This window comes from Arthrobacter sp. 05T442 (genome assembly GCF_056395945.1).
The window spans coordinates 25,877-48,308 of sequence record NZ_JBFTKM010000018.1 but is presented as its reverse complement, the minus strand read 5'-3'; the positions used below and the strand labels follow the sequence as shown (position 1 = coordinate 48,308).

24 protein-coding genes and 1 tRNA gene are annotated in these 22,432 nt (G+C 67.4%); 11 read left to right on the top strand and 14 right to left on the bottom strand.

Annotated elements, in window-relative coordinates:
- Positions 1 to 47: 47 nt before the first annotated feature.
- From AC1DES_RS15845 to AC1DES_RS15830, 4 genes are all read right to left on the bottom strand, one after another.
- A complete protein-coding gene (locus AC1DES_RS15845) occupies positions 48 to 1,562 on the bottom strand; it encodes a multicopper oxidase family protein (protein WP_476896664.1) in 1,515 nt (504 codons plus the stop codon).
- On the bottom strand, positions 1,562 to 1,909 hold the full coding sequence (locus AC1DES_RS15840; protein ID WP_476896663.1) for an SHOCT domain-containing protein: 348 nt from the start codon (positions 1,907 to 1,909) through the stop codon (positions 1,562 to 1,564). Before AC1DES_RS15840 ends, AC1DES_RS15845 begins: the two co-directional genes overlap by 1 nt.
- Positions 1,910 to 2,114: 205 nt before the next feature.
- Positions 2,115 to 3,488: a DNA repair protein RadA gene (gene radA / locus AC1DES_RS15835; protein WP_476896662.1), complete on the bottom strand. Its 1,374-nt coding sequence runs from the start codon at positions 3,486 to 3,488 to the stop codon at positions 2,115 to 2,117.
- Positions 3,489 to 3,532: 44 nt separating this feature from the next.
- Positions 3,533 to 4,660, bottom strand: a complete 1,128-nt coding sequence (locus tag AC1DES_RS15830; protein WP_476896661.1) for an FUSC family protein — start codon at positions 4,658 to 4,660, stop codon at positions 3,533 to 3,535.
- Positions 4,661 to 4,913: 253 nt separating this feature from the next.
- Between AC1DES_RS15830 and pstS the strand changes: the two genes are divergently transcribed.
- From pstS to pstB, 4 genes are all read left to right on the top strand, one after another.
- Positions 4,914 to 6,035 (top strand): phosphate ABC transporter substrate-binding protein PstS, encoded by a 1,122-nt coding sequence (gene pstS, locus AC1DES_RS15825; RefSeq protein ID WP_476896660.1) that lies wholly within the window; start codon positions 4,914 to 4,916, stop codon positions 6,033 to 6,035.
- Positions 6,036 to 6,232: 197 nt separating this feature from the next.
- Positions 6,233 to 7,165 (top strand): phosphate ABC transporter permease subunit PstC, encoded by a 933-nt coding sequence (gene pstC, locus AC1DES_RS15820; RefSeq protein WP_476896659.1) that lies wholly within the window; start codon positions 6,233 to 6,235, stop codon positions 7,163 to 7,165.
- A complete protein-coding gene (pstA, locus tag AC1DES_RS15815) occupies positions 7,166 to 8,275 on the top strand; it encodes a phosphate ABC transporter permease PstA (RefSeq protein WP_476896658.1) in 1,110 nt (369 codons plus the stop codon).
- 49 nt (positions 8,276 to 8,324) lie between these two features.
- The gene (gene pstB / locus AC1DES_RS15810) at positions 8,325 to 9,104 is read left to right on the top strand and encodes a phosphate ABC transporter ATP-binding protein PstB (RefSeq protein WP_476896657.1); all 780 of its coding nucleotides are present in this window, start codon (positions 8,325 to 8,327) and stop codon (positions 9,102 to 9,104) included.
- 15 nt (positions 9,105 to 9,119) lie between these two features.
- Here pstB and AC1DES_RS15805 read toward each other — a convergent pair whose 3' ends face one another.
- The 3 genes from AC1DES_RS15805 to AC1DES_RS15795 form a co-directional block, all read right to left on the bottom strand.
- Positions 9,120 to 10,139: an inorganic phosphate transporter gene (locus tag AC1DES_RS15805; protein WP_476896656.1), complete on the bottom strand. Its 1,020-nt coding sequence runs from the start codon at positions 10,137 to 10,139 to the stop codon at positions 9,120 to 9,122.
- 1 nt (position 10,140) lies between these two features.
- Entirely contained in the window at positions 10,141 to 10,758 is a 618-nt protein-coding gene (locus AC1DES_RS15800) for a DUF47 domain-containing protein (RefSeq protein WP_476896655.1), read from the bottom strand.
- Between the two features lie 336 nt (positions 10,759 to 11,094).
- Positions 11,095 to 11,751, bottom strand: coding sequence for a hypothetical protein (locus tag AC1DES_RS15795; protein ID WP_476896654.1), 657 nt, complete (start codon positions 11,749 to 11,751; stop codon positions 11,095 to 11,097).
- 183 nt (positions 11,752 to 11,934) lie between these two features.
- Here AC1DES_RS15795 and AC1DES_RS15790 point away from each other — a divergent pair.
- From AC1DES_RS15790 to AC1DES_RS15780, 3 genes are all read left to right on the top strand, one after another.
- Positions 11,935 to 12,007: transfer RNA gene (locus AC1DES_RS15790), tRNA-Lys, on the top strand.
- 153 nt (positions 12,008 to 12,160) lie between these two features.
- Positions 12,161 to 12,661 carry a MarR family winged helix-turn-helix transcriptional regulator gene (locus tag AC1DES_RS15785; protein ID WP_476896653.1) on the top strand — a complete coding sequence of 167 codons (501 nt, stop codon included), beginning with the start codon at positions 12,161 to 12,163 and terminating at the stop codon, positions 12,659 to 12,661.
- A gap of 259 nt (positions 12,662 to 12,920) precedes the next feature.
- Positions 12,921 to 13,088 carry a hypothetical protein gene (locus AC1DES_RS15780; RefSeq protein ID WP_476896652.1) on the top strand — a complete coding sequence of 56 codons (168 nt, stop codon included), beginning with the start codon at positions 12,921 to 12,923 and terminating at the stop codon, positions 13,086 to 13,088.
- A gap of 85 nt (positions 13,089 to 13,173) precedes the next feature.
- On the opposite strand, the gene AC1DES_RS15775 is transcribed toward AC1DES_RS15780, so the two are convergent.
- Positions 13,174 to 14,211, bottom strand: coding sequence for a lactonase family protein (locus AC1DES_RS15775; protein ID WP_476896651.1), 1,038 nt, complete (start codon positions 14,209 to 14,211; stop codon positions 13,174 to 13,176).
- A 255-nt stretch (positions 14,212 to 14,466) separates the two neighbouring features.
- Between AC1DES_RS15775 and AC1DES_RS15770 the strand changes: the two genes are divergently transcribed.
- Complete coding sequence (locus tag AC1DES_RS15770) at positions 14,467 to 15,318, top strand: putative protein N(5)-glutamine methyltransferase (RefSeq protein ID WP_476896650.1); 852 nt, start codon at positions 14,467 to 14,469, stop codon at positions 15,316 to 15,318.
- A 38-nt stretch (positions 15,319 to 15,356) separates the two neighbouring features.
- On the opposite strand, the gene AC1DES_RS15765 is transcribed toward AC1DES_RS15770, so the two are convergent.
- From AC1DES_RS15765 to AC1DES_RS15745, 5 genes are all read right to left on the bottom strand, one after another.
- Complete coding sequence (locus AC1DES_RS15765; RefSeq protein ID WP_476896649.1) at positions 15,357 to 15,779, bottom strand: hypothetical protein; 423 nt, start codon at positions 15,777 to 15,779, stop codon at positions 15,357 to 15,359.
- A 107-nt stretch (positions 15,780 to 15,886) separates the two neighbouring features.
- The gene (locus AC1DES_RS15760) at positions 15,887 to 16,150 is read right to left on the bottom strand and encodes a GlsB/YeaQ/YmgE family stress response membrane protein (protein ID WP_476896648.1); all 264 of its coding nucleotides are present in this window, start codon (positions 16,148 to 16,150) and stop codon (positions 15,887 to 15,889) included.
- A gap of 136 nt (positions 16,151 to 16,286) precedes the next feature.
- Positions 16,287 to 17,258, bottom strand: a complete 972-nt coding sequence (locus AC1DES_RS15755) for an aldo/keto reductase (protein WP_476896647.1) — start codon at positions 17,256 to 17,258, stop codon at positions 16,287 to 16,289.
- Between the two features lie 80 nt (positions 17,259 to 17,338).
- The gene (locus tag AC1DES_RS15750) at positions 17,339 to 17,548 is read right to left on the bottom strand and encodes a dodecin (RefSeq protein WP_463900988.1); all 210 of its coding nucleotides are present in this window, start codon (positions 17,546 to 17,548) and stop codon (positions 17,339 to 17,341) included.
- Between the two features lie 52 nt (positions 17,549 to 17,600).
- Positions 17,601 to 18,389: an SGNH/GDSL hydrolase family protein gene (locus AC1DES_RS15745; protein ID WP_476896646.1), complete on the bottom strand. Its 789-nt coding sequence runs from the start codon at positions 18,387 to 18,389 to the stop codon at positions 17,601 to 17,603.
- A 404-nt stretch (positions 18,390 to 18,793) separates the two neighbouring features.
- Between AC1DES_RS15745 and AC1DES_RS15740 the strand changes: the two genes are divergently transcribed.
- Entirely contained in the window at positions 18,794 to 19,051 is a 258-nt protein-coding gene (locus AC1DES_RS15740) for a metal-sensitive transcriptional regulator (protein WP_138767747.1), read from the top strand.
- A gap of 20 nt (positions 19,052 to 19,071) precedes the next feature.
- Here the strand turns inward: AC1DES_RS15740 and AC1DES_RS15735 are convergent, their stop codons facing one another.
- The gene (locus tag AC1DES_RS15735) at positions 19,072 to 19,782 is read right to left on the bottom strand and encodes a FadR/GntR family transcriptional regulator (protein WP_476896645.1); all 711 of its coding nucleotides are present in this window, start codon (positions 19,780 to 19,782) and stop codon (positions 19,072 to 19,074) included.
- A 160-nt stretch (positions 19,783 to 19,942) separates the two neighbouring features.
- Here AC1DES_RS15735 and AC1DES_RS15730 point away from each other — a divergent pair, with 160 nt between their 5' ends.
- Together AC1DES_RS15730 and AC1DES_RS15725 are read left to right on the top strand one after the other, a co-directional pair.
- The gene (locus AC1DES_RS15730) at positions 19,943 to 21,445 is read left to right on the top strand and encodes a four-carbon acid sugar kinase family protein (protein ID WP_476896644.1); all 1,503 of its coding nucleotides are present in this window, start codon (positions 19,943 to 19,945) and stop codon (positions 21,443 to 21,445) included.
- A 45-nt stretch (positions 21,446 to 21,490) separates the two neighbouring features.
- Entirely contained in the window at positions 21,491 to 22,390 is a 900-nt protein-coding gene (locus AC1DES_RS15725; RefSeq protein ID WP_476896643.1) for an NAD(P)-dependent oxidoreductase, read from the top strand.
- Positions 22,391 to 22,432: the final 42 nt, after the last annotated feature.

The following is a 22,432-nucleotide window of genomic DNA, read 5'->3' as shown; positions in this document are numbered from 1 at the left end:
CAACATACCCCCGGGGGGTATCTTTGGCAAGAGTGGTTTCGCCACGGTCAGCGGACCTCGATCACTCCCATCATGCCCAGGTCCTCGTGGTCCAGGATGTGGCAGTGGTACACGGAACGTCCCGCGAAGTCCCGGAAGGCAATCCTGACGGTGACCCGTCCATTCGCCGGCACATTGACGACGTCCCGCCAGACGGGCGCATCCACGGACGTGCCGTTGTCCTCGATGAGCTGCATCGGCCACACGTGCAAGTGGAACGGGTGGTCCATCGGACTGGTGTTGATTACGGTCCACTCCTCCACGGTTCCGGCCGCCGCCACGGTGTCCGTCCTGGCCCCGCTGAACCCCTGGCCGTCGATGGTGAAACGCATCATCCCGGCACCCATGCCGCCGTCGGGAACCATGGCCAGGGTCAGCTGCCGGCGCGCGTCGACAGTAAAGGACCGCAGATCTTGCGGCGCCTTCTGGGCAGGCACGGCTGTCGGCGCGGGTGCGGCTTCCCCGCCAACCCGCAGGGTGGCCAGGGCGGACCCGGTCCCGGGCTCTCCGCCGCCGGGCCCGCGGGAGCCGGGTCCGCGGGCGCCGGGGTCCTGCCTGCGCATGCCCTGCCCCGTCATTCCCGGCATGGAGCCGCGATTGTAGGGGAAGGCCCGCAGTACGGACTCTCCGGCGGCCACGGTCACCAGCAGGTCCGCCCGGTTTCCCGGGGCCAGCAGGAGTTCCGTCGTGGACGCAGGCGCCGGGAGGCGGCCGGAGTCCATGCCCAGAAGCTGCATCTGTTGCCCGTCCAGCCGCAGCCGGAGGTAGCGGGTAACGCACGAGTTGACGATGCGCCACCTCTCACGCGCCCCCGGCCGTGCACTGAGCAGCGGGTTGCTCTGGCCGTTGACGAGGAGGAGTTCGCCCTCCCGGCCCGCCACGCGCTCCATGGGCGTAACGCCCCGGACATTTCCGCCGCCGTCGAGGCTGGTATCGGAGACCACCAGGACGCGTTCGGTGGCCGATTCGATCGGTTCGGGGTCCTCGACGATGATCGCCCCGAACAGCCCGCCGAAAATCTGCCGCGCCACGAGACCGTGGTGGTGCGGGTGGTACCAATACATGCCCGGCGGGTGGTCTGGCGGCAACCGGTAGTTGTAGTCGAAGCTTGCCCCGGGGCTGACAGTGACGAAGACGTTGTCCGCACTTCCTGCCGGAGAAACGTGGAGGCCGTGCAGGTGGAGGTTTGTGTCCTCGTCCAGGCTGTTGACGAACCGGATGCTGAGCTCGTCGCCCGCGCGAAGCCGGAGCGTGGGCCCGGGCAGGCTGCCGTTGTATCCATATGCAGAGGCCTGGCGTCCGCCGAGCCGGTACTGGCCGGGGCCGGCTTCCAGTCGAAGCTGCAGCTTACCGCCGGCGCTCCGCAATTCCGGGGGTTGGAGCAGTTCCTCGCCAGGGCCCGCCGCCGTGCCGGTGTGCGGCGGGAGGGCCAGGGCAACCCACAAGCCCGCCCCGCCCGCCACGGTGCCGGCCAGCCCGAGCCCGCCGAGGAGGAAGGCGTCGCGCCGGCTGATGGGCTGCACTAGGGCTCCTCGCCAAGCACCTTCAGGTTCTCGCGGTACTGCTCCGCGGTGAGTTCCCCTCGCGCGAAGCGTTCATCAAGGATCAGCCGTGCCTGGCTCCGTCCGCCCGGGGAGCCCGGTCCTGCGGAGGGAGGTCCCGAGCCGGGTGGGCCGTATTGTCCAGGCCCGGGACCCGGGCCGTAGGGTCCCGGACCGAAGTGGCCTTGGCCCAAATGATCAGGGCCGCCGCGCCCGACTCCACCCGTGAAAATGCGCACCGCCAGCAGCACCAACACCGCAATCCCGATCAGCAGCAGCAGCCCCCAGAGCCACGCGAAGCCCATGCCGTTTCCGTAGCCCCACATCATGGCCGATCCCTTCGCCGGTGCCCGCCCCTCATTCCATGGTGCGCCTGTTGTGAGGACTGGACTAGGGCACTAAGTCATGGTCAGCCAGCGCTCCTGCCCAGTTGCCTGCGGCAGGAGGGCGCGGAAGGCCCGGCAAACCCGGGAATCCCGCCCGGCTCCGGGCAGTCGGGAACCGAAGCAACCGCACAGGGCCGCCACAGGCCGGCTAGCTGATCAGCAGCCCGAGAGCCTCGGCAAGGTGACCGACTTCGCGGACCGAGAAGCCGGCGGGGACCGGCCCGGGCCCATTGGGGCTCGCGGGAACCACGGCATGGGTGAATCCGAGCCGGTGGGCCTCCTGGATGCGCTGGTTGATGCCGGGCACCGGGCGGACCTCACCGGCCAGGCCCACCTCGCCGAAAGCTATGAGCCGCTGCGGCAGGGGCTTCCTGGCCTTGGCCGAGGCCACGGCCAGCGCCACGGCGAGGTCCGTGGCCGGCTCGCTGAGCTTCACGCCGCCGACGGTCGCCACGTAGGAGTCGTCCTTGTGCAACAGGCAGCCCGCGCGCTGCTGCAGCACGGCAAGCAGCATCGCGACGCGGGAGCTGTCGAGCCCGCTCGTGGCCCGGCGTGGCTGCGAACTGGCGCTCTCGGCAAGCAGGGACTGGACCTCGGCCAGGAGCGGGCGGCGCCCTTCCAGGGTCACCGTGATGCAGGTTCCGGACACCGGCTCCTTGGTCCGCGAAACGAACAGGCCGCTGGGGTCGGCCAGGCCCACGATGCCATCCTCGTTGAGGTCGAAGCAGCCGACGTCGTCGGTCGGTCCGTAGCGGTTTTTGACGGCGCGGAGGAGCCTTAGCCGGGAGTGGCGCTCGCCTTCGAACTGGCACACCACGTCCACGAGGTGCTCGAGGAGGCGCGGCCCGGCGATGGAGCCGTCCTTCGTCACATGCCCCACGAGCAGCGTGGTCATGTTGCGGCGCTTGGCTGCTGCGATCAGGGAGGCTGCAACCTCGCGCACCTGGGAAACGCCGCCGGCGCTGCCCTCCACGTCGGCGCTGCTCAGGGTCTGGACCGAGTCCACCACGAGCAGCCGGGGCTCCAGCTTCTCCACCTGGCCCAGGGCCTGCCCGAGGTCGGTTTCGGCGGAGAGGTACAGGGATTCGGCGACGGCGTCGATCCGGTCCGCGCGGAGCTTCACCTGCGCCGCGGATTCTTCGCCCGTGATGTAGAGGACATCCTGTGCCGTGCGGGCAAACTTCGCCGCGACGTCCAACAGCAACGTGGACTTGCCCACGCCGGGTTCGCCGGCGAGCAGGATGACTGCGCCCGGAACGAGCCCGCCGCCCAGCACCCTGTCGAGCTCGTCAACACCGGTAGGCAGGAAGGCCGCGGTGGTGGCGTCGACGTCGGCGATCCGACGGGCCGGCTCGAGGACGGTCGTGGCCGCCGTCGTGCGCGCCACGGCGGCGCCGGTCTCCTCCACGCTGCCCCAGGCCTGGCACTCGCCGCAGCGGCCCACCCACTTGGCCGTCGTCCAGCCGCATTCAGCGCATTTGTACCCCGGTGCCTTCGATGCCCGGGAAGTCTTCGTAGCCATTGGTCCACACTATCCGGGGCAGCCGACATCAACGGCTGCGGGCGCTACAGCGGGGGCAGGATGTCCCTTGCCTCGTTCGGATCCATCCCGGTCGCTTCGAGCAGGTCCACCATGAGCGGACGGAACAGCATGACCACCGTTTCACCTTCCAGCCGCTGGACGTCCAGCAGCCGCGGATGCAGCCTGCCGGCGATTTCGCTGAGGTCCACCCTGGCGGTCCGCAGATGCGCCCGCCGGACGCCGTCGTGGATTTCCGCCAGGCCGACCGAGAGATCGTCCACCGCCGTCGCCGTTTCCTGGAGCACCTCGGCGATGTTCTGGGTGGCCTCATCCGAAAGCGCGGCATGGTTGATGGCACTTGTCAGCCGGCGTGCGAAGACCCGGCTGTTGCGCAGGGCCAGATCGATGTAATCAAGGGACTGCTCCAGCCGGTCCAGTTCCTCCCGGTGCCGCCGGTACGCCGGGGCAAGGGTGGCCACTTCCCCGGACGCGCGGAGGGACTGCCGCATGGCGTCGACGAGGGGCTGGCAGTTGCGTCCGCGGATCAGCGCATGCCAGGCCTGGGTGGAATCGCTGTGGCTCAGGGCGGAGGCGCATTCCCGCAACACCTCGGCGAGTTCGTGCAGGAGCTTCTTGACATCGTTGCGTGGTTCGCGGCGCGGGTCCTTCGGGACCAGGATCGTCACCAGCAACGCGAAGGTCCCGCCCACCACGGCGTCAATGCTCCGCGTGAACGGTCCGCCGGCCGGCGCCGGCAGCAGCACCACCAGCAGCGACTGCAGCCCCAGCTGCGTAGTGAAGATCGTACCGCTGTCCAGGAACCGGGCCAGCAGGATGGAGAACAGGAGCACGACGGCGGCCTGCCAGATGCCCGCGCCGAGCCAGTGCAGGAGCAGGTCCCCGACAACGATGCCGATGGTGCAGCCCAGGCCAACCTCCACGACCCTGCGGAGCCTGGGATCGCGGGAGAACCCGAGGGCAATCAGCGATGACGTGGCAGCGAACAGCGGCCCGGTGTGGCCGAGGATATATTCGGCGAAGGCGTACGCGCCGACCGCGCAGGCGGTCATCTGGACGGCCGGCAGCAGGGAGTTCCGGCTCCGGACAATGCCGGTGCGGACCCGGCCGCGCAGGAATCGTGCGCTTGCGGAGAGTCCAGTAGCGGAGGCCATGCCGTCCAGTCTATTTGCTGGCCGCGGTTGCCGGTCACCTGCGACAGCCAGTACGGCTGGGCGGCGCCGGATGCAATGGGAACGCGGCACTTGTAAGCAAATGTCCCGGCGTCGTTAACCGTGTGTTCACTTTGGACGGCAATTCCCTTCATCTGGGCGACCTACCTTCAGTAAAGGTACAAACCGTACGCATCCCTGCCCGCGGCCTTCTCCGGCCGGCAGGCACAGAAAATCCCTGGAAGGGGTACACCCAGTGAAGGCACTCCGCTTCGGCCGCCACGCGGCTATCGCTGTCATCGCAGCCGGCGCACTCGCGCTTACCGCTTGTGGTTCGGACAATGCAACGAACACCGCCCAGTCGGCAGCACCGTCGGCGGCTGGCGCCAAGGTCACCGGCACCCTGACCGGCGTCGGCTCCACCGCGCAGGGTGCAGCAATGGACGCGTGGAAGACCAGCTTCGCTTCCGCGAACCAGGGTGCCTCGGTGCAGTACTCCCCGGACGGCTCCGGCGCCGGCCGCAAGGCCATCCTTGACGGTTCGGCCCAGTTCGCCGGCTCCGACGCCTACCTCACGGACGATGAGTACGCGAGCTCGAAGGCCAAGTGCGGCACCGACGGGGCCATCAACATACCCGTCTACGTCTCCCCGATCGCCGTGGCGTTCAACCTGCCCGACGTCAAGGAACTCAAGCTCAACGCCGCCATGGTCGCCAAGATCTTCCGCGGCCAGATCGCCAAGTGGAACGACCCGGCCATCGCCGCCCTGAACCCGGACGCCAAGCTGCCGGACCTCAAGGTCACCCCGGTCAACCGCTCCGACGATTCCGGCACCACCTCGAACTTCACCGACTACCTTGCCGCTGCTGCTCCCGACGTCTGGAGCGACAAGGCAGCCGGCGTCTGGCCCGCTTCGCTCAAGGGCGAGAACGCCAAGGGCACCTCCGGTGTTGTCAAGACCGTCACCGACACGCCCGGGGCCGTGACCTACGCGGACGACTCCGCCGTGAGCGGGAAGCTCGGCACCGCCCAGATCAAGGTCGGCTCGTCCTTCACCACGATCTCCGCCGACGCCGCCGCCAAGGCAGTGGACGCCGGCAAGCCGGTTGCAGGCCGCAGCGCCAACGACCTCTCCATCAAGCTGGACCGCACCACCACGATCGAGGGCGCCTACCCGATCGTGCTCGTCTCCTTCCACGTCGTCTGCACCACTTACGACAAGCAGGAAACCGCTGACCTCGTCAAGGGCTTCGAGAGCTACGTCGTCTCTGACGCCGGCCAGAAGGCAGCCGCTGACTCCGCGAAGTCCGCTCCGCTGTCCAAGGCCCTGCAGGACAAGGCGCTGAAGGCGATCGACTCCATCAAGGCCAAGGCCTAGGGATAACCCCGCGCCAAGAGGCATAGTGGAAACACCAGCCTGACCCAGGTTCCCTGTTCCGACACGGCTGTCACAGACAGCCGCACCGGAGCAGGGAACCGACGCATTTGTTCGAACCACCAAGGATTTCCCGGGTGCCGGCGGCGGAGAGATTCGCAGCCGGCAGCCGGTCCCGATCGAAGCTGAAGGACCGTGAAGTGACCACCACCTCCCTGACCTCGTCCCGGGGCGCAGGCCGCGCCGGAGACAAAGTCTTTTCCGCAGCCACCCTGGCCGCAGGGTGCCTGATCCTTGCCGTGCTCTTCGGTGTGGCGCTCTTCCTCGTCATCCAGGCGATCCCTGCCCTTGTTGCCTCCCCGGATAAGATCCAGGGCGGCCAGGGCTTCTTCGCCTACATCTGGCCGATCGTCATCGGCACGCTCATCGCCGCGCTCATCGCCCTTGTCATCGCAACGCCTGTCGCGATCGGCGTCGCACTCTTCATCTCGCATTTTGCGCCGCGCGGGCTCGCCTCCGCCCTCGGCTATGTCATCGATCTCCTGGCCGCCATTCCCTCGGTTGTCTACGGTGCCTGGGGTGCCGCGTTCCTGGCCAAGGAGATCTCGCCCGGTTACACCTGGCTCGCCAACAACATGGGCTGGCTGCCGATCTTCCAGGGACCCGCCTCCGCAACCGGCAAGACGATCCTGACCGCCGGAATCGTCCTCGCCGTCATGGTCCTGCCGATCATCACCTCCCTGTCCCGCGAAATTTTCCTGCAGACCCCCAAGCTGCACGAAGAAGCCGCGCTGGCCCTCGGCGCCACCCGCTGGGAAATGATCCGCATGGCCGTGCTGCCGTTCGGCCGCCCCGGAATTGTGAGCGCCGTGATGCTGGGCCTGGGCCGCGCGCTGGGCGAGACCATGGCCGTCGCACTCGTGCTGTCCTCCGGCGTCCTCACCGCCAGCCTGATCCAGTCCGGAAACCAGACCATCGCCGCCGAAATCGCCCTGAACTTCCCCGAGGCCAGCGGCCTGAAGGTCAGCACGCTGATCGCCGCCGGCCTGGTCCTGTTCGTCATCACCCTGGGCGTGAACATGATCGCCCGCTGGATCATCACCCGGCACAAAGAATTCTCGGGAGCCAACTAAATGACCTCCACCCTGACCCCGGTCCGCAAACGCTCCGCCCTTACCAAGGGCCAGCTGCCCAAGGCCGCGCCCTACATCGTCCTGGTACTCGCCCTCGTTCTCGGCGCGGCCATCCTGGCCCTGATCGGTTTCAACGCCTTCGGCTGGGGAATCGTCTCGGCCATCCTCTTCACGGCCGGCCTGGCCGGCTGGAGCGCCGTAGTGGAAGGTTCCCGCCGGGCCAAGGACAAGCTGGCCACCTGCCTGGTGGTGGGTGCGTTCCTGATCGCACTGCTGCCGCTGATTTCCGTGATCTGGACGGTGCTGGTCAACGGGCTTCCGGGCCTTACGAACCCCGGCTTCCTGACCACCTCCATGAACGGCGTCACCGGCTCGTTCGACAACAAGGCCGTCGAGCAAGGCGCCCCCGTCCTGGGCGGGATCTACCACGCCCTGATGGGTACCATCCAGATCACCCTGCTCGCGACCGTGATCTCCGTGCCCGTCGGGCTGCTGACCTCCATCTACCTGGTGGAGTACGGCGAGGACCGCCCGCTGGCCCGTGCCATCACGTTTTTCGTGGACGTCATGACCGGCATCCCGTCGATCGTGGCAGGCCTCTTCGCCGCGGCCTTCTTTTTCGCAGTCGTCGGGCCCGGCACCAAGACGGGCGCCGTTGCCGCCGTCGCACTGTCGGTGCTGATGATCCCGGTGGTGGTCCGTTCGAGCGAGGAGATGCTCAAGATCGTCCCCAACGAGCTGCGCGAGGCCGCCTACGCCCTCGGCGTGCGCAAGTGGCGGACCATCCTGAAGGTGGTCATCCCGACGGCGATCTCCGGCATCGCCTCGGGCGTCACGCTCGCGATCGCCCGGGTGATCGGTGAGACCGCCCCGATCCTGGTCACCGCCGGCTTCGCCACGTCGATCAACAACAATGTCTTCGGCGGCTGGATGGCCTCGCTGCCCACCTTCATCTACACGCAGATCCTGAACCCCACCTCCCCGTCCAATCCGGAGCCGTCCTCCCAGCGCGCCTGGGGCGCGGCCCTGGTCCTCATCATCCTGGTGATGCTGCTCAACCTGGGTGCCCGCCTCGTTGCCCGCATCTTCGCCCCCAAAGCCGGCCGCTAGGCTCCTGCCAGCGCACGCACTCCCCACCTCCAGCAAGTGAAGGAACACCATGTCTAAGCGCATCGACGTCAAGGACCTGAACGTTTACTACGGCAAATTCCTCGCCGTCGAAGACGTCAACATCAACATCGACGCCAAGTCCGTCACCGCCTTCATCGGCCCCTCAGGCTGCGGCAAGTCCACATTCCTGCGCACCCTGAACCGCATGCATGAAGTCATTCCGGGCGCCCGCGTCGAAGGCGAAGTGCTGCTGGACGGGGACAACCTCTACGGTCCCGGCGTGGATCCCGTCACGGTGCGCTCGCAGATCGGAATGGTGTTCCAGCGCCCCAACCCGTTCCCCACCATGTCCATCCGGGACAACGTGCTGGCGGGCGTGAAACTGAACAACCAGAGGATCTCCAGGGGCGAGGCCGACGCCCTGGTGGAGCGTTCGCTGCGCGGCGCCAACCTGTGGAACGAGGTCAAGGACCGCTTGGCCAAGCCCGGGTCGGGCCTGTCCGGCGGGCAGCAGCAGCGCCTGTGCATCGCCCGCGCGATCGCCGTGGAACCCCAGGTGATCCTGATGGACGAGCCGTGCTCCGCCCTGGACCCGATCTCCACGCTGGCCATCGAGGATCTCATCAACGAGCTCAAGGACCAGTACACCGTGGTGATCGTGACGCACAACATGCAGCAGGCCGCGCGCGTCTCCGATAAGACGGCCTTCTTCAACATTGCCGGCACCGGCAAGCCGGGCAAACTGATCGAATACGGCGACACCCACACCATCTTCAGTAACCCGACCCAGAAAGCCACCGAGGACTACGTTTCCGGACGCTTCGGGTAGCCCCGGCCGCGGCCGCTAAAGGCGGCCGGCGAGAGGCGAGAGCGCCAGCTGGAGCACGAACGCCGCCGCAGCGGTGAGGATCGGTGTCAGCAACCAGAACACCAGGATGCGGACTACGAACTTCCGGTTGGTGGCCGGGAAACCCTGGTTCGCGCCGGCACCGAGCACCGCCGCCGTCACGGTGTGGGTCGTGGAAAGGGGCCAGTGCAGCCCTATCGCGCCCAGGAGCAGCATTACTGAACTGAAGAGCTGGGCGACGAATCCGCGCAGCGGATCGATCCGGGTCAGCCGGTAGCCGATCGTGTAGGAGATCCGCCAGCCGCCGGCCAGCGTCCCCGCCGTCATCAGGACAACGGTGAACAGCGCCACCCACAGGGGCATGGAGGCGCCGTCGGACAGCCCGGAGGCCAGCAGGGCAAGCATCACGACGGCGCTGGTGCGCTGGCCGTCCTGGAGTCCGTGGCCGAACGCGACCGCGCCGGCGGCGATGGCCTGTGCCCGCCGGGATCTGCTGTTGACGACGTTCGGCGGGGTATAGCGCGCCGCCCATGTTGCAGGCCAGACGAGCAGATAGGCGCCCGCGAAGGCGATCACCGGCGAGAGGAGCAGCGGCAGGACCACCTGGAACAGCAGGGAGTTGTCGACGCCCAGGACGGCGGGGCCGCCCACCGCCACGCTCCCGACGCCGGCGCCGGCCAGGCCGCCGACCAGCGCGTGGGTGGACGAGGAGGGGATGCCCCGCCACCACGTGTAGATGCCCCAGAGCACGGCGCTGAGGAGCCCGGCCAGAAGGATGGTCAGGCCGTTGTCCCCGCGCGGCAGGGTGACCCAGGTGCGGCTGACCTCCAGGGCCAGCGTCGCGCTGAGGCCGGCGCCGATGAAGTTGAACAGCCCCGCCAGCAGCACCGCGACCGTGGGGGTGAGGGCGCGCGTGCGGACAGCGAGGGCCACCGAGGTGGAGGCGTCCCGGAAGCCGTTGAGAAAGGTAAAGGCCCCGGCGGAGACCACCACCAGGCCAAAGAAGAGGACGGTCACGTCAGGATTCCTTGACGATGATGCTGCCCACCTGGGTCGCGATCCGCCGCATGTCCTTGGTCACTTCGACCAGCTGGTTCGCGATATCGCGGTTGCGCGCGTACTGGGCGGACTTCATGTCGTTGAGCATGTCCGCCACCCAGACCCGGTGGGTCCGTTCGGCGCGCTTGGCCAGGCGGAGGATTTCGATCCAGTAGTCCTCGAGGTCGTCCAGGTTGTTGAGTTTCCGCATCGCATCGACCGTGAGCTCCGCCTGCCGGCTGATGATCTCCAACTGGTCCGCGGCACGCCTCGGCAGGCGCTCCAGTTTGTAGAGGGACACGAGTTCGGCGGCAGCGTCGAGCTTTTCCATCGCCTCGTTGAGGTAGCGGGACAGGGCGTACATGTCCTCGCGGGGGAGCGGGTTCACGAAGCTGGTCCGCATGTGGGTCAGGAGGGCAAAGTGCAGCTCCGTGGATTTGGCCTCGTGATTGTGCATGTCCTCCACGAGCCGCGCGTGTTCACTCACGGGTGCGCCCAGTATTTCCGAAAGCGTTCCCGTTGCCAGCACGATCTGGCGTGCCATCGAGGAAAGCAGGTTCAGCCCGGCGGGCTCCTGGGGGAATAGGCGCAGCTTCACGTAGTGTCACCGGTCTTCGGGAGGGAGGTTCTCGAATGTGGACTGCCGGCCGTGTGACTTGACGATGACCCGCGCATGAGGATTACTTTACCGTCAGCGACGCCCCGGCCCGGGCAGCCCTGCGGCCAATGTGACGGTCGTCCCAGCGGGGATCCGGGAAGGCATGAAAATGGTGCCGAACCGGATACGCCTCTCGGCGGTAGGCCGCTCTAGGCGGCTAAATGTTGAAGCCCGGGGGTTTCGCGGTTCGGCACCGATTTCAGTTTTCTACGTGGGTTGCTGCAAGTCAACATTGACACTCGGGCGCCGGCGTGCGTATCGGCCTCCCCGGAAAGTTCAGTCCAGCTCGCCCAGGCGCCACGCGTTGGCGGCGTGTTCGAGGTCCTCGGCGGTCTTGACCAGCAGGTGCGAATTGCGGGTCAGTTTGCTGGCGTGGTTCTCGTTGCTGTGTTCCGCGCCGTCCGCGAGGGTCGCCTGGCCGAGTGCCACCACGCGGCAGAACGCGGCGGAGCGTTCCAGCGCGACGTCGAACTCGCCGTCGAAAGCGCCGGAAAGGATGGCGTCGGCCATGAGCTTCATTTCGTCCGCCCCGGGCGGCTCGGCGGCACCGGCCACCACATGGGAAACCTGGGCCGTGTCCTTGCCCGCTTTGAAGTAGACGGAGATCCTCTCCGGATCCTGGATGGTTGCGGCGCGCAGGGCATACAGGCGCCACAAAGCGCCGGGAAGGGAACGGGCCGGGCTTTCGGCCCACATCTCGGCGATGGCCTCCAGGCCTTGCTCGTCGGCGAGCTTGACCAGGCGCCTGGTGACCTTGGGGTCGTCGCTGTCCCGCCCGCGGCGCACGAGCGCCTGCGCGGCCAGATGGGCGGCCTCGGACACGCGGGCCGGATCCGCCCCGCCGGCAAACGGCTCGAAATCGATGGGCGCGAAAGGCTTCGGCTTATGGTGCCGGGGCGGTCCGGGGGTGCTGGATCCTGCTTGCTCGCTCATGCCACCACGCTACTCCAGTGCTGTCCGGGGGTCGAGCATGCTCCTCACGGGCGGAAAGCCGGTGCGCAGACGCCGTGCAAAACCCGGCTGCGGTCTGGGGTACAGTGTTAACGTCCAGAAATGGACTGGGCTGTTACGCTCTAAAACCCCGGACTTGTCCGCGGTTTTTGGAGACGTCAGTGCGGGCCTTTAGCTCAGTTGGTAGAGCATCGGACTTTTAATCCGTGGGTCGTGGGTTCGATCCCCACAGGGCCCACTCTTTTAGCGAAGAGTGGAAAACCCCGGTTCCCTGCATTTGCAGGGAGCCGGGGTTTTTTGTGGCCCGGCCGCCGGGCAGTGCCTCTTTGTGGGTGGAATTGGCAGGCGAATTGCAAGACGGCCTAGTAGTCAGTTCGGCTAGGATTGCCCGATGAACTCGCACAGTGCGCCCGGTTCCGGTTTCTGGTACGGCCCCGATGACCGGCTTGATCCGCCGGACGCGGTACTCCGGGCCCTGCGGGACTACCGGATTTCGGAAGCCGCCACGCGGCGGTCCACTCGTGAATCCATGGGCATGGGAGAGACGGACCTCCTTGCCCTGAGATACCTGTTGCGGGCCCGCGCCGGCGGTGGGCGAGTGGGACCCAAGGACCTGAGCCGCGCCCTGGGCATCACCACGGCCTCCACGACCACCCTGATTGACAGGCTCGTGGCCAGCGGGCACGTCCGCCGTGAACCGCACCCCACAGACAGGCGCTCCCTCGTGATTGTCCCCACCGGGGCCACGGACTCTGAGGTGCGGGCGACGCTCGGGGACATGCACCGCCGGATGATGGCCGTAGCCGAAGAGCTGAGCGCCGAGGAAGCCCGCGTTGTCATCAAATTTCTCCGGCGCATGAGCGAGGCGATTGCTGAGCGCCGGCCGCAGTAGTTCAAGCGAGCGGTTGGGTCGTTCAGATAGTTAGCTTGGCTAGTTATATGTATGCTTAGTACTTGTGTTTGATAATCGTTGGCTAGAAGGAGCCGTTGCCGGCTCGGCGCCCCTCCCCGGAGTCTCGGGCCAGGCTTTGGGCCTGCTGCCCGGGCCGGTGCGGACAGAATCCACGCGGACGGAATCCATCACTGCAGCACGTCCTTCCGCCGCTTCGTGGCCTCCCGACGGTCCTGCACCCCGCCACTGCGGCACGGCCATGGAATGGAAGTCTCCGGCACTCGGTGCCATGTCAGCCCACACCTTTGAGACCTCGGACGAGCCCGTCAACCTGCCGCCCCTCTGGCGATGCCGATGCGGCTTCCAGCTCGACGGCATTGTCCATACCTCCGATGCTCTGGCCGACTACTCCTGGCAGGGGCGATGAACCGGCCCGTTCCGGCAGCCGGCACAACGGCGCCGGTTCCGCAGCCCGCCCGCTGACACCGCGCCGGCTGAAACCGCGCCGGCTCTTACCGCGCTGCGATCAGCGCCGTGGGGGAGTCCAGCTCCAGCCGGCTCGCCGGTCGGCCAGGAAGCCCGCTTGCCTGGTCCAGCGGGAAGCTCACAATATCGCCCGAGCGCTCATGGGCCACGTGCAGCCAGCCGTCGCGGAGCAGATGATGCCGGGGCCAGTCTCCGCCACTGGGGAAATCAGCCGCGGGGTGGAGGGCGGTCCCGCCGGCCGTTGCCTCCAGGACGCTGATGCGGTTGGATCCCCGAACGCCCACATACGCGTGCCCGCCACCGGCGGCCAAGGCGATCTCCGCCGCCGCGTCACCGGCCAGGGCCCCGCCGTGGGTGGCCGGACCGACGAATGCCAGCTCGAAGATGCCCGGTTCGGCGGACGGCGCCGCGACGGCCACTTCAATTGAATACTCGGTCACAACAAACACTCGGCCGCTGGCATGCTGGACCAGATGGCGGGGACCGCTGCCGCGCGGCAAGACCACCTCATGGTCCAGGGCCAGGCCGTGCCCCGCGCGGACGTGCCAGATTCGCAGCAGGTCGTGGCCGAGGTCCGTGGTCATCACCCGGCCGTCTGCGAGCATCAGGCTCGCATGCGCGCGGCTGGGCCGTCCCGCGTCATAGGGGTCCCGGGACTGAACGGCCGCGAACCGGCTTGTGATACCGCCGTCACCGTCCAGCCCGTACAGCAGCACCTGGCCGTCGCCCCAGCAGGCCACCACCAGGAAACGCCCGGAAGGGTCAACGGCGACGTGGCACGCGGCTTCCCCGGCCCGCCACGCCGGACCTGCAGGCTCCAGTCCGAAGGTGCCCGACCGCCGGTAGCCCCGGACGGTCTGCGCCTGTTCGGCCACTGCGTAGACCACCGGAAGGGAGGGGTGGACCGCCAGGAACGACGGCGAATCAGCCTCAGCCGCGACACCCCGCCAGTGCAGCGTGCCATCGGGAGCCGCCGAAACCGCGCCGATTCCCGTCCCGCTGCCGCCTCCGTCCGCCGTGTAGGAGCCGGTCCAGAAGAGATCCTGCGAAGGTGTTGGTGCCATGCCCCTATCCTGCCAGCCCCATCCGGACAGTTGGACGTCGGCTAGCTGCCATTGCTCCTGGGTGCCCGCTCCACCGCGGGACGCGACAGCCTGCATTCGATAGCATGGGGAATTCCAGCAACAGCCTAAGGAGGGGTTCCCATTCCTGCGACGCCACAAGCACCGTCAGCAAGGCTGGTCTCCGACTGCTGCCGGACGTCAGGCCGTGGCTGAATGACTGCGGGAGCGCCTGACAGCAGAGGCATAGGCGCTCCCATGTCCGCGTCCACAGCGCGCGCCCCTGAGCCGGTCATCGTCGCCCGGCTCCGGGCAGCGGGCTGCGTTTTCGCAGAAGAAGAAGCACTCCTCCTCGTTGAGGCTGCGCAGACGCCGGAGCGGCTCGAGGCAATGCTGGACCGCAGGGTTTCGGGCCTCCCGCTCGAGCACATCCTGGGCTGGGCAGAGTTCTGCGGCCTGCGGATCGCCGTCGATACCGGCGTCTTCGTGCCCCGCCGCCGCACGGAATTCCTCGTCCGCCAGGCCGAACGGCTCCTGCAGACGTTCGACGGCGGCGGTGCCGTGCCCGTCGTCGTCGACCTCTGCTGCGGGTCAGGCGCGGTCGGGGCGGCGCTCGCCTCCCTGGCCGGCCCGGTGGAACTGCACGCCTCCGACGTGGACCCCGTCGCGGTGGCGTGTGCGCGCCGGAATGTCCTCCCCGCGGGCGGCCGCGTCCATGAAGGGGACCTCTATGCTCCGCTCCCGGTCCGGCTGCGGGGACGGGTCGCGCTCCTGGCCGTCAATGCTCCCTATGTGCCGTCGTCCGCGATCGGATCAATGCCGCCGGAAGCCCGGCTGCACGAGCCCCGGGTCTGCCTCGACGGCGGTGCCGACGGGCTGGACGTACAGCGCCGGGTCGCTGCCGGGGCGCCGCAATGGCTGGCGCCGGGCGGGCACCTGATCATCGAGACCAGCCGGCATCAGGCGATGCGGACCGCGGAGATTTTCCTCCGCAGCGGCCTCTCCGCCCAGGTCCTCGGCTCCGCGGAATTGGACGCCACGGTGGTTGTCGGGGCCGTGGCGGTCCCGCCAGGGACGTCCGTCCCTGCGGGGACCTCCGCGGGCCGTTAAGGCGCGCCGCTGCGAAGCGTGCTCCTGCTCCGGACTTGTTAGGAAGCCTTGTCCGGATCGACGTTGGTGGCGGCCCCGGCCGGGGTGGCCCCGCCTTCGTCAGACCAGTCCTGTCCGTCCGCGTCGGAGCGGGCAGGATCCGAGTGGATATCCGGGGCGACCGGGATGGTGGTCCCGTTCCCGTTCCCGTTGCCGGCGCCCTGGTCCGGTGCGGCGTCGCGGCGCACGGCCGAGCTGATGACGGTTCCGGCACGGCGGGCGGCTTCGGCGAGCTGGTCTGTCACCTCGGGGGCCTTGTCCTTGACCGCTTCTGTGGCGGCCGCCATGCCGTCCTGGACCGGTTTGCTCTCCCAGAGGGCTGCGGCCCTGGCCTTGAGCTTTTCATATGCTGCACGCCCGGAGCGGGCTCCAAGAACGTAGCCGGCGGCGATTCCGGCGCCGAAGAGAATCTTGCCTTTCATGCGTTACTCCTGCCTTGTGAAGACGTTGAGAAGTGAAGACGTTGGCTAGGTGCCAAAAAACCGGCTCCGGGAAGATTTCCGGAACCGGTTTTCGGTCACACTCCGCTTTAGCGGGCGGAGCGCTTGGTGATCATGCCGTAAACGAGCAGGACGATGATCGCTCCGCCGATGGCCAGGAGCCAGGTCGACAGAGAGAAGAACTCGTTGAGGCCCGTTCCGAAGAGCGCGCCACCAATCCAGCCGCCGAGAATGGCGCCCACAACGCCGAGCAGCAGCGTGATGAAGATGCCACCGCCCTGACGTCCCGGGAGGATTGCCTTAGCGATTGCTCCGGCGATGAGGCCCAGAATCAGAAATGCGAAAAAACCCATTTTGTTTCGTTCCTTCTTCATTGAGGAGGCACCCGGATTGCCGGGTGCGCTTCATCCTTCTGCCCTAATACTAATCATGCTTAGTATTAAAGTGCCACCCGGGCGTCGAAACCGCCAGCCCCCGCAGCCCGGGAATTTACCAGGCGTAGTCTTCCGGAGCGGTCCGGTGCCCCGGAAAGATCTCGTCAAGGCGAGTGAGCGCGCCAGCGTCGAGTTTGAGCTTGTGGGCCCTGACTGCGGCGTCAAGTTGCTCCCGGGTTCGCGGACCGATGATCGGCGCGGTGACGGCGGGCTGGTGCAACAGCCATGCAAGTGCCACATCCCCGGGCTCCTCGCCGAGTTCGTCGGCGAAGTCCTCATACCGCCGGATCTGGGCCTGGTGCGTCTTGAGGGTTTCGAGGGCGCGGCCCGTGGTGCGGCGGACGCCGTCGCCCTCTTTCTTGAGCACCCCTCCCAGCAGGCCGCCGTGCAGCGGGGACCACGGGATGAGCCCCAGCCCGTACTCCTCGGCGGCGGGAATGACCTCACGTTCGACGTCGCGGGTGATCAGGTTGTAGATGGACTGCTCGCTGACCAGGCCGTTGTAATTGCGGCGGGCCGCGGTTTCCTGGGCCCGGGCAATGTGCCACCCGGCGAAGTTGCTGCTGCCCGAGTACAGGATCTTGCCCTGCTGGACCGCAACCTCGATGGCCTGCCAGATCTCGTCCCAAGGTGCGTTCCGGTCCACGTGGTGGAACTGGTAGAGATCGATGTAGTCCGTCTGCAGCCGTTTCAGGCTCGCGTCGAGCGCCCGCCGGATGTGCAGCGCTGACAGCTTGGACTCGTTGGGCCGGTCCGCCATAGTGCCAAAAAGCTTCGTGGCCAGTACCGTGCGTTCACGGCGCTCGCCGCCCTTGGCGAACCATCGGCCGATAATTTCTTCGCTCCACCCCCGGCGGCTCGATCCGCCGTAGACGTTGGCGGTATCGAAGAAGTTGATGCCGGATTCCTGAGCCGAATCCATGATGGCATGGGCGTCCGCTTCCCCGGTCTGGGGACCGAAGTTCATGGTGCCCAAACAGAGCCGGGAGACTGTCAGGCCCGAGCGGCCCAGATGTGTGTACCGCATGGATTGTCCCTCCTGGTTAACGACGCCGGCCCGCTCGGTGCGGCGGCCCCGGACCGGGGCCGGCACTCCGGAGGCGGACGTCAGCGTTCCAGGCGGAACCCGAGCTTGATGGTTACTTGCCAGTCGGCAATCGCGCCGTTTTCGAGATGGCCGCGGACTTCCTTGACCTCAAACCAGTCAAGGTTCCGCAGGGTCTTTGCGGCCTCGGCGATTCCGTTCCGGACGGCGGCGTCGACGCCCTCGTTCGAGGTTCCGACAATTTCAGAAATGCTGTAAGTGTGGTTAGACAACTTTGCTCCTCGTGATCGCCATCGATGCCCGGCAGCGGGCCGTTCCTGCAGACTAGCCGACGGATCCCGGCCGGACTAGGGGTGCAGTGCCCGCGGTTGTTGCCCCGACGGCGGGTCCGGGCTCCGGACGTTTGGCCATCAGGGGTGGATCATCTGCCCGCGGCCTGATCCGGCTCATCATCCAGGGCAGCAGGTAGTGCGTCACCCAGGCCAGGTCTCCGGCCTTGCTTTCCCGCCAGCTGCCGTGGGGCATCGGCTTGGGCTCAAGGGGAATCAGGCTGTGGGGGACGTTGAGGGTCTCCAGCACCATCGTGGCAATTGTGTGGTGTCCCAGCGGCGAAAAGTGCAGGCGGTCGGGATCCCACATGCGCGGATCAGCCAACTGCCGCAGCGTCCACAAGTCGGCAATGACGCCGTTGTGGCGTGCGGCAATGGTGCGGATGTTTTCGTTGAACACGGCCACCTTGCCGCGGGTATGGCCCAACAAGGGCGTCTCGCCCCAATCCGGCCCCGTGAACAGCACGACTGTGGCCCCCGTGGCGCTGAGCGCTGCCACCGCGGCGTCGAGGGCGGCGGCCATCCGGTCGGGATCGCCGCGGTGGAACACGAGGTCGTTTCCGCCGGCCGAAAGCGTCACGAGGTCCGGCTTCAGGTCGATGGCGGGGCCCAGCTGTTGGTCGATGATCTGGCGCAGCACGAGGCCGCTGACGGCCAGGTTGGCATACGCAAAATCGCCGCGTCCCTCGCTGAGCTCCTCGGCGATGCGGTCCGCCCAGCCCCTGACGCCGCCGGGGCTGAGCGGTTCCGGGTCGCCGATTCCCGCCGTGAATGAATCGCCCATGGCAACGTACCGGCCCCACGGGCGGGAGGTCCATGAACGCGCCCATGGACTCCGTGCCCCTGAACTCCACGCCCCTGAACCCGATGGCCCGGCGGCGGGGCGTTTGGCACCGGCCTCGCCGGCGCCCGGTTCGAGGAACCCGGAGGCGTTCACACGACCAGCAATACGCCGATATTGCCTGCCGCGCTAGGTGCTTATGCCCCTACCGCCGCAGACCCCCGCGGCTGATGGTCCGGGTAGCGACCGGCAGGGCGCCATCGCGAACCGGCAGCTGCCTTCGCGGGCCGGCAGAACGCGGACGGCCTCGCCGGCGCCCGGTCCGTCGCGTGCATACTCCCTGGGGTATGGCAAATACTGAGGGGGGTATACCATGGAATAGACCCTGCTGCTCCCGGAGGTACCACATGGAACTCGATCCCACCGACATGAAGTCAGTCATCAACCGGCTTCGGCGTGCCCAGGGGCAGCTTGCGGCGGTCACCCGGATGATCGAAGAAGGCCGCGACTGCAAGAGCGTCGTCACCCAACTGGCCGCGGTCTCCAGCGCCCTGGACAAGGCCGGATTCTCCATCATCGCCACGGGCCTGCAGCAGTGCATGCAGCAGGAGGACCCGAGCCTGGACCGGGCGGAACTGGAAAAGCTCTTCCTCTCCCTCGCGTAGGCGGTCCGCCGGCACAGGCGTCAGGCGGGACGGTCCGCCAGCACGTAGGTCTTGAGGTCATCGAGGGTCTGCTGCATGTGTGCATCCATCGCGTCGCGGGCCAAGTGCGGATCGCGGGATGCCAGTGCATCGACAATCCTCTGGTGGTGTCCGATTGCGTGCTCCTGGATTTCGGGGACCTTCGAGGTCTCCGTCCGGCGCTTTTCCAGAACCCGGTGCAACGGTTCGAACAACACTGCGACAAAGACGTTTTCGGAGGCCTGCAGGATCAGGTCGTGGAAGCCCAGGTCAGCGTTGACGAACGCGGCAACATCGTTGCCTCCATGTGCCAGCCGCATCGCTGCCACGAGGCGATGGAGCGCTTGGATGTCGGCGTCGGTGATCCTCCCGGCGGCCAGTTCGCAGGCGCCGGTTTCGAGCATCCGGCGGAGCTCAATCAGCTGAATTGCCGCCGAGGCATCGTTCTTGCCTTCCGACGCCGCCCGCAGCACGGCCTCAAGGGAGGCCCAGCGGTTCAGCGGGTTCACGAACGTGCCACGGCCGCGCTCCACGCTCAGGATCCGTTGGGCTTCGAGGGTCTTCATCGCCTCGCGCACCGTCATGCGGCTGACCTCGTGCCGGGCGCTCAGCTCCAGCTCCCCGGGGACGCTTGACCCTGGCGGGAATTCGCCGGCAATGATCCGGTCGAGCAGTTCATCCGCCACCACGCCGACCAACGATTTCCTAGCCAATTTTCCCCATCCAGCGACCCGGTTCTGCTTGAGTGCCAAGTCTACTTGCGTGTCGTTGTGCCGTATGCCACACTAGCATTCAGTAGTCAGATGTCAGACATCTTACAAATAACGTCCTGCGGTTACTCGCATCCCGCAGATTTACACAATGGAGTGCAAAGTGATCCTCGAAGCAGATGTGCTGGCCGCTTTCCCGGCAGAGGTACAGATTCCCGCCCGGCTCGTGGCCGACAGCGTGGCCGCCGCATCCGAAGAATTCCCCCGGATCCTGGTGGTTCTCGACGACGATCCCACCGGAACGCAGTCCGTCGCCAACCTCCCGGTCCTCACCCGTTGGGAGGTCGCCGATTTCACGTGGGCATTCGGACACGAAATCGACGGCCGGCGTCCGGGCGCCGTGTATGTGCTGACCAACACCCGGAGCCTCGACCCGGCAGAGGCGGCGGCGCGCAACGAGGAAGTGGTCCGGAATGCCCTCGTGGCAGCAGCGTCGGACCCTGCCGGATCCAGGCTGCGCTTGAGTTTCGTTAGCCGCAGCGACTCCACCCTCCGCGGCCACTACCCGCTGGAACCCGATGTCATTGCGGCCACCATCAAGGCTGTCGGCGGCGAGGAGACGGACGGCGTCGTGATTGTCCCGGCGTTCCCGGACGCGGGCCGCGTCACGATCGGCGGCGTGCACTACATGCGCGGCACCGGCGACGAGGCCGGTCAGCTCGCCCCGGTGGCCGAGACGGAGTTCGCCCGGGATGCCAGCTTCGGCTTCGCCAATTCGGAAATGGCCAAGTACGTCGAGGAGAAGTCACAGGGCCGGTTCGCCGCAGAGTCGGTGATCGTGCTGGACTTGCACATCATCCGTGCCGCGGGGCCGGACGGCGACCCGTCCGCGTCCGCAAAGGCCATTGCTGACGCCCTCGACTCCGCCACGGATTCGACCCCGATCGTGGCGGACATCGTCACCGAATACGACCTCCGCGCCCTGGCCCTGGGCCTGGCGGAAGCCGAGCGCCGCGGCAAAAAGCTGCTGTACCGGGTGGGACCGCCTTTTGTCCGGGCCCGCATCGGCCAGGAAATCCGCACCGAGCTCAGCGGCGAAGAAGCCTACGCGGGCAACACGCCGTCGGAGGCGGGGGGCCTGATCGTCGTCGGCTCGCACGTCGGCGTCACGACGCGCCAGCTCAACGTCCTCACCGCAGAACACCGCGCGGCGCGCATTGTGGAGATCGACGTTGCGGGGCTCCTCGGCGACAACGCCGGAAGCTACCTGGACGCGGTCGTTGACACCGTCGTGGCAGCCCTGCGCAACGGCGACGTGATCGTGCACACCAGCCGCTCACTGGTCAAGGCTGCCGACGCCGCCGAAAGCCTGCGGATCGCCCGCACGGTTTCCGCCGCCGTCGTCGCGGTGGTGAACCGCACGCTCAAGGCCTTCCCCCCGCGCTTCGTGATCGCCAAGGGCGGCATCACGTCCTCGGACGTTGCAGCGCACGGCCTGGAGATCCGGCATGCGATCGTCCGCGGCCCCATGCTGCCGGGCATCGTGAGCCTGTGGGAGCCGGTCGACGGACCCGCGAAGGGGATTCCGTACATCGTCTTCGCCGGCAATGTCGGCGACGACGACTCCCTGGCGCAGGTCACCCGCAAGCTCAGCAACACCTTCTGAGCCCCTTTCCTTTCGCCCCATCCCCCGATTTCAATGGAGAAAACCATGACCGCAGAATACAAAGTCACCGTCCTCGGCCTTGGCGCCATGGGCCTGCCGATGGCCACCCGCCTGGCCACCCAGCTGACAGTGCACGGCTTTGACATCGCCGAGCCTCGCCTCCGGCTTGCCGAAGAGGCCGGCGTCCGGACCTTCGCCTCCGCCCGTGAAGCCGCCCAGGAAACGGACGCCCTGCTCCTGGCCGTGCGCAACGGCGAACAGCTCAATGACGTCCTCTTCGGCGAGAACGGCGTCGCCTCCGTGCTGAAGCCGGGCGCCGTCGTCATCCTGACCAGCACGGTCGGCACCGAAGCCATCCCGGCCACCGTCGCCCGCCTCGCCGAACACGGCGTGGCACTGGTTGACGCACCGCTCTCCGGCGGACCCAAGCGCGCCGGCGAAGGCGACCTTCTGATCGTCGTCGGCGCAGGGCCCGCCGCCCTCGAAACCGCCCGCCCGGTCCTGGAACTCCTCGCCTCCACCCTGACCGTGGTTGGCGACAAGCCCGGCGACGGCCAGGCCCTCAAGACCGTCAACCAGCTGCTCTGCGGCGTCCACATCGCCGCGGCCGCCGAGGCGATGGCCTTGGCCGACGCCCTCGGCCTGGACCAGGCCAAGACCCTGGCCGCACTCGAAGCCGGCGCCGCGGGCTCCTTCATGCTCTCCAACCGTGGACCCCGCATCCTGGAGGCCTACACCGAGGAAGGCGCCGAGGTCCTCAGCCGCCTCGACATCTTCGTCAAGGACATGGGGATCGTGGGCAAGGCCGCCCGCGCCGCCGGCCTTGCCGCCCCGGTTGCCGCCGCCGCCGAACAGCTCTACCTCCTGGGCCAAGCCCAAGGCCTCGCCGCCGCCGATGACTCCGCCGTCATCAAGGTTCTCGCGCCCACCAAGCGCACCGCCTAAAAAGAAAATCCCGCGCCCGGCGACGGCGGATCCCCTCCGCCG

Coding starts and splice junctions, on each gene's coding strand:
- AC1DES_RS15745 (WP_476896646.1), bottom strand. CDS start 18,389: ATGGGCGATTCATTCACGGCGGGAATCGGCGACCCGGAACCGCTCAGC.
- AC1DES_RS15795 (WP_476896654.1), bottom strand. CDS start 11,751: ATGAGCGAGCAAGCAGGATCCAGCACCCCCGGACCGCCCCGGCACCAT.
- AC1DES_RS15765 (WP_476896649.1), bottom strand. CDS start 15,779: ATGAAAGGCAAGATTCTCTTCGGCGCCGGAATCGCCGCCGGCTACGTT.
- AC1DES_RS15740 (WP_138767747.1), top strand. CDS start 18,794: ATGGAACTCGATCCCACCGACATGAAGTCAGTCATCAACCGGCTTCGG.
- AC1DES_RS15785 (WP_476896653.1), top strand. CDS start 12,161: ATGAACTCGCACAGTGCGCCCGGTTCCGGTTTCTGGTACGGCCCCGAT.
- AC1DES_RS15755 (WP_476896647.1), bottom strand. CDS start 17,258: ATGCGGTACACACATCTGGGCCGCTCGGGCCTGACAGTCTCCCGGCTC.
- AC1DES_RS15760 (WP_476896648.1), bottom strand. CDS start 16,150: ATGGGTTTTTTCGCATTTCTGATTCTGGGCCTCATCGCCGGAGCAATC.
- AC1DES_RS15830 (WP_476896661.1), bottom strand. CDS start 4,660: ATGGCCTCCGCTACTGGACTCTCCGCAAGCGCACGATTCCTGCGCGGC.
- AC1DES_RS15770 (WP_476896650.1), top strand. CDS start 14,467: ATGTCCGCGTCCACAGCGCGCGCCCCTGAGCCGGTCATCGTCGCCCGG.
- AC1DES_RS15775 (WP_476896651.1), bottom strand. CDS start 14,211: ATGGCACCAACACCTTCGCAGGATCTCTTCTGGACCGGCTCCTACACG.
- pstA (WP_476896658.1), top strand. CDS start 7,166: ATGACCTCCACCCTGACCCCGGTCCGCAAACGCTCCGCCCTTACCAAG.
- AC1DES_RS15780 (WP_476896652.1), top strand. CDS start 12,921: ATGGAATGGAAGTCTCCGGCACTCGGTGCCATGTCAGCCCACACCTTT.
- AC1DES_RS15725 (WP_476896643.1), top strand. CDS start 21,491: ATGACCGCAGAATACAAAGTCACCGTCCTCGGCCTTGGCGCCATGGGC.
- AC1DES_RS15840 (WP_476896663.1), bottom strand. CDS start 1,909: ATGATGTGGGGCTACGGAAACGGCATGGGCTTCGCGTGGCTCTGGGGG.
- radA (WP_476896662.1), bottom strand. CDS start 3,488: ATGGCTACGAAGACTTCCCGGGCATCGAAGGCACCGGGGTACAAATGC.
- pstB (WP_476896657.1), top strand. CDS start 8,325: ATGTCTAAGCGCATCGACGTCAAGGACCTGAACGTTTACTACGGCAAA.